General features: G+C 38.5%; 2 protein-coding genes and 5 pseudogenes. 4 read left to right on the top strand and 3 right to left on the bottom strand.

The window, feature by feature from the left end; all coding sequences use genetic code 11:
* Positions 1–741, bottom strand: a pseudogene (locus AAC147_RS18195) (autotransporter outer membrane beta-barrel domain-containing protein); the annotation flags it as partial.
* A 227-nt stretch (positions 742–968) separates the two neighbouring features.
* Between AAC147_RS18195 and AAC147_RS20230 the strand changes: the two are divergent.
* The 3 genes and pseudogenes from AAC147_RS20230 to AAC147_RS18190 all read left to right on the top strand — a co-directional run.
* Positions 969–1,025, top strand: a pseudogene (locus AAC147_RS20230) (hypothetical protein); the annotation flags it as partial.
* Positions 1,026–1,198: 173 nt separating this feature from the next.
* On the top strand, positions 1,199–1,291 hold the full coding sequence (locus tag AAC147_RS20225) for an IS1 family transposase (RefSeq protein ID WP_072032538.1): 93 nt from the start codon (positions 1,199–1,201) through the stop codon (positions 1,289–1,291).
* An 883-nt stretch (positions 1,292–2,174) separates the two neighbouring features.
* Positions 2,175–2,339: pseudogene (locus tag AAC147_RS18190) on the top strand (winged helix-turn-helix transcriptional regulator); the annotation flags it as partial.
* Positions 2,340–2,554: 215 nt separating this feature from the next.
* On the opposite strand, the pseudogene AAC147_RS18185 reads toward AAC147_RS18190, so the two are convergent.
* A pseudogene (locus tag AAC147_RS18185) lies at positions 2,555–2,689 on the bottom strand (Na+ dependent nucleoside transporter N-terminal domain-containing protein); the annotation flags it as partial.
* Between the two features lie 375 nt (positions 2,690–3,064).
* Complete coding sequence (locus tag AAC147_RS18180; protein WP_156115387.1) at positions 3,065–3,223, bottom strand: hypothetical protein; 159 nt, start codon at positions 3,221–3,223, stop codon at positions 3,065–3,067.
* 354 nt (positions 3,224–3,577) lie between these two features.
* On the opposite strand from AAC147_RS18180, the pseudogene AAC147_RS18175 reads away from it, so the two are divergent.
* Positions 3,578–4,367, top strand: a pseudogene (locus AAC147_RS18175) (IS5 family transposase).
* Positions 4,368–4,632 lie beyond the last annotated feature (265 nt).

The raw sequence follows: 4,632 nt of genomic DNA, 5'->3' as shown, positions 1-4,632 counted from the left end.
AACACTGTGATTGGGTCCAGTCACTGTTCCATAATTATGGAAGGTGCCGGCATGACTGCCAGATTCGATAATAAACGTTGCGAGAGCAGAGTTGGCAATCTTCCCCTGAGACAGTATTCCATAATTATCAAGAGCATTAAGTGTTGAAGTTGTAACAGATATTCCATCAATCGATCCTTCTTCCCGATTTAGGATGGTATCTACATGTCCATATTGACCATTATTTGCGTCAATCGCCTGCTGGATTGTTATTGAATTGAATGAGTTAGGATCATTGTTGCCTGTGATTGAGCTATAATTATCCAGCATATTCATTTGACCAGAAACCCATACGGCTCCGTTGACGCCACTTATGGTTCCGTGATTAAGCAGCTTTCCAACAGAACCACTGTGAGTTACTGTGACTCCCCCCGTTCCCTGCAAACCCCCTCTATTCTCAATGTAATCGACTAAAATTATTGGTGCCAGATTATCGTTAACGCCGACATTAACCGCACTGTGTTTCAGGCTGTAGCGATCCGATAAGTCTATTCCTTTAGGAACATCGATCGACGCATTCTGCTTAATAGTAAGATTTTCGCCATTTGAGAGATTACATGGTTCTGTCTCATTTCCAGAAATGGTGGTTTGCGCATTCGAAGAGCCGCATGATGAGACCGCTATTGCATCAACACTTATTACAGGAAACAATAAAGCTATTCTAAGGGCTATTGGGAATACAGTGTGCCTGTAGATCTTCATAAAAGGAATCCTAAATAACTTGCCTTGCGTTTCGTTTAAGTAAGGGAGCTAAACTGCCTGATGCATGACAAAATGTTTGTCAACGAAAGCAAAATCGTGAAGACGATCGTGTTATAGTTACTTTAGGAGAACTTTACTGTTACGTCGATGATTTCTGACAAAAATTGACACCTTCCTAATATTGGGTTTGTCCTTCTTGCCGTGCTGTCAAAGGTGTTCACCGTAATGACTATTCTCGCGTGGGTCATCAGCGTTACCTTTGCCAATCTTGTCGTTATACCTGATCACTGGAATTGACTTAAATTGAATGCTATCCTGGAATACATCAGCAAATTTTCCTGACACAGAAGTAAGACGAAAAGTGGCCACTCACGTTTTGGACCCAAGAACAAAGAAAATACTGAGAAGTTATGGCCTTGCTGGTGCTTTTCAAAATTGTGCTCTATATGACTGATGGTTGGCATATGAAAAGGAAGCAGCGGGAGAACTTCATATCGTCAGTCAATGTTACACGCAACGGATGGAAAGACACCATTGGAACCTGCGCTAACATCTGGTCAGGCTCACACGTAAGACACAGTTTTTACCTGGGAATATCGTGTTGAACTTGGAAAGTGAACAAAACACAGAGTCATGAAAATGGCTGATTATCAAACAGCATCCCATTATACCTTCAATTTTACCGACGGAATACCTAAGCCTTTGTTGGATCGAATTTGAGAAACGAGTGCTCAGTTTGGCGGGATCTTCCAAGAAAATTCTTATCGCTTCAAGTGTCTATCTCTTTGGACCAACAGACTTTTTCGAGTAATCCATTTTCGTGTCCATTTATCACGTTCTTCTCATCTTTGATCTGATAGATATCCGCCAGCTTATGGATTGTTCTTAACCAGTTATTCGTCTTCACTGATAAAAACGTTAGTTAAATATAAATATTAGTTATTATGATTGAATAGGATATTTCACTTATAGAATTAACAATTAAAATCACTCATAGTAACGACATAAACAAAAAAATTTAACGGCATAATAAAAAACCTTATTTAATATAAAAAACATTAAACCACAATAAAATTATGTGTTTATATTTAACATTAGTAAAAATGTGTTAACTATCACATTTCAATGTAATTAAAAATTCCCGTTTCATTTGAGATAACAAATTAAAAAAGAAGAAAAGACAGATGCTAAAAATAGCAAGATGATAATTTAATTATTTGTTTTTTAAGGGGAAAATTCAGAATAAAATATGGTTACCACGCTAAGTGTTTTAAAGTTCTATTAATGTGTTATTTTTTAGAACAAAATTTAAGAGTAAGATCACGTTTTCAATGATAAATAATATATCATTAAGTTTACGATCGCTTTCTCACTACCAACATAATGTATAAAAATACACTTTACTATCATTAATCAATGGAATAAAAACAACTATGTTTAAAAACAATAAAGGGCATAATATGAGAAAAATGGATAATCTGGAGTTTAGAATATTACAACTTCTTAGAAAAAATCCTTTTCTCGCCCAACAAGAAATTGCTGATGTTATTGGAATCAGCCGTTCAAGCGTCGCAGGACATATCCTGAATTTACAAAAAAAGGGACATATAAGAGGGAAGGGTTACATTTTTTCCAGCGGAAATTATGCTGTAACTGTAGGTGCTTCCAACATGGATATTACCAGCTTCGCTTCGACTGAATTATTAAAGAAAGATTCCAACCCAGGGAAAACAAAATATACGCTAGGTGGTGTTGCTCGAAATGTTGCACATAACATTGCCGCGTTAAAGAATGACAGCTATTTAATTTCTGTGATAGCGCCAAGTCCGATTTGTAATAGTAGTGCTGCCCCTATTGTACGCAGGCTTATTCTTTTTTTGTTGACTGAAAATATATATCCAATGGAAAGGAGTAAGACGATACCTACCATACTGCGAAAAATATCCATTTATTTTTCTTTTCCTCGTTTGGCTAATTTAGAATGTGATTTTTTATGGAGAAGTGTTGTCAACTTCTACTCCGTTCTCTGTATGCGAATAGTCTGTTTGATGGCAATCTTTATTCCTTTTTCTGGCATAGAAAAGATAAGGAGAGAGTTGTATCGATTTTTATAAATATACTTTCCTTTAGATGAAAAAATAATTTTTTATTACATGATAACGTGATGTAACTCACTGTCTAATATTGTAATACCCTAATGAAATTATGATTGTCATGTTATTTATACGGTTTGTCATAAAACACCGTCGTTCAGGAGCTGTCACAAAAAATCTGCATTATTCATTAGGATCTGAATTTCATTCTGTTGTGGGCGTGAAAGCGCCTACAGGGCTTGTGCTTTGATTTTACTACCCATTTCACCATAAATAATGACTTCCGTACCAGAAGGAATCGCTCCGGTTACTTGTCTCAGATTGATTTTTTTCAGTGATAAAATACGATATTGAATCCAATCATTATCACATGAGTAATTGCCTGGCATTCAGAGATAATCATCGTCATATTGATAATTTGCTGATGTGTGCCAAGCTGGCAGGATAAGTGAATTCAAATTGCCAGGTATGACAACAAGGATGGCAGAGATAACGCTGGTGACCCGAGCGAGAAAGCCCATGACGGGGAACAGTGGCATTAGCCAATAAGAATGTTTGGATCGCTTGGGCGTTAATCAATCAACAATCGGTTTATATTTCTTTGTGAGGGAAAATATTGGTAGTTGAAGTCCATAAGTTGATATGCTGACAGGTCGTATCGGATATCTGTGAACCTGGTAAATATCTTACAGCCTATTCAGAATCTTTTTCAGGCGTGACTATTTTTCCTGTATCCTATCGGGATGAGAAAAGCCTACATTAGTGACATCAGTCGAGAAGTCTTTCAGGAAATTGCCCCCTTGTTGCTCAGCAGCCGAAAACGCACATGCCCTCGTCGATGTGTATGAAGTGTTTTGCGCACTACTGTATATCCTCAAGAGTGATTGCCAGTGGGACAGGCTCCCTGTGATTTTCCCCGCAAAAGCACCGTGTATTACTATTTCAAACTTTGGAAAGATAAACCGTCAGAAACGGAACCCAGCCTGTTGGAACAGGCATTTAAAAAATGCGGTTGGCGAGACCCGTATCAACCGTGGTCGGAACTCCAGCACCACTTTTGTGATCATTGATGCGCAAAGCGTTAAGAACACAGATACAGCACGTGAAAAAGGCTATGATGCCGGTAAAAAGGTTTCCGGCATCAAACGACATATCCGGTAGATACTCAGGGTTTACCCATGCAATAACCGTTACAACGGCCAATGTTACGGACAGAAAAGGAGCCTTGATGACTTTTACCCTGCACAAAAAATCACTGTCCTGCGTGAAAAATGTATTAGCCGATGGCGGTTATACGGGGGGAACGTTTGCGGATGATGTGCATCCTATCCTGGGTGCGTCCGGTGAGATCGCCAAACGCAGTGAACTTCATACTTTCAAGGTGATCCCAAAGCGGTGGGTCGTTGAGCGTTCATTTGGTTGGAAAAATGCCGACGGCTATGGAAGAACTGCGAGGGGAATTTGAATATTCGCCTTCCGTTCGTCAATCTGGCATTCCTTGTCTTACTGCTGTGTAGAAAACATACTGAATAACCTCTAAGCTTGTGGAATTTCACAGCTAATCTTACCGGTGTAAATGTATTCGCAGCTAACTAAATCGTAAGTAGTCTCATGACAACCTAAGATTCCGGGCAGGATACTATTTTTATGATATTAGAAAGACTAATCTGTTGTGTTTTCTCCCCTTGAGGTAGGATTAAGACAGAAATGAAAAGGTGAGGTTCATTTTTTGCATTTTGCAAAAAAGAATTGTTTGCTGATGTTTCGTCATTTTTCCTGCACGCTTGCCGTCTGTGTT

The organism is Xenorhabdus sp. NBAII XenSa04 (assembly GCF_963866145.1).
Classification (GTDB): Bacteria; Pseudomonadota; Gammaproteobacteria; order Enterobacterales; family Enterobacteriaceae; genus Xenorhabdus; species Xenorhabdus indica.
The sequence above is the reverse complement of the archived record's forward strand: the minus strand, read 5'-3'. Positions and strand labels throughout refer to the sequence as shown.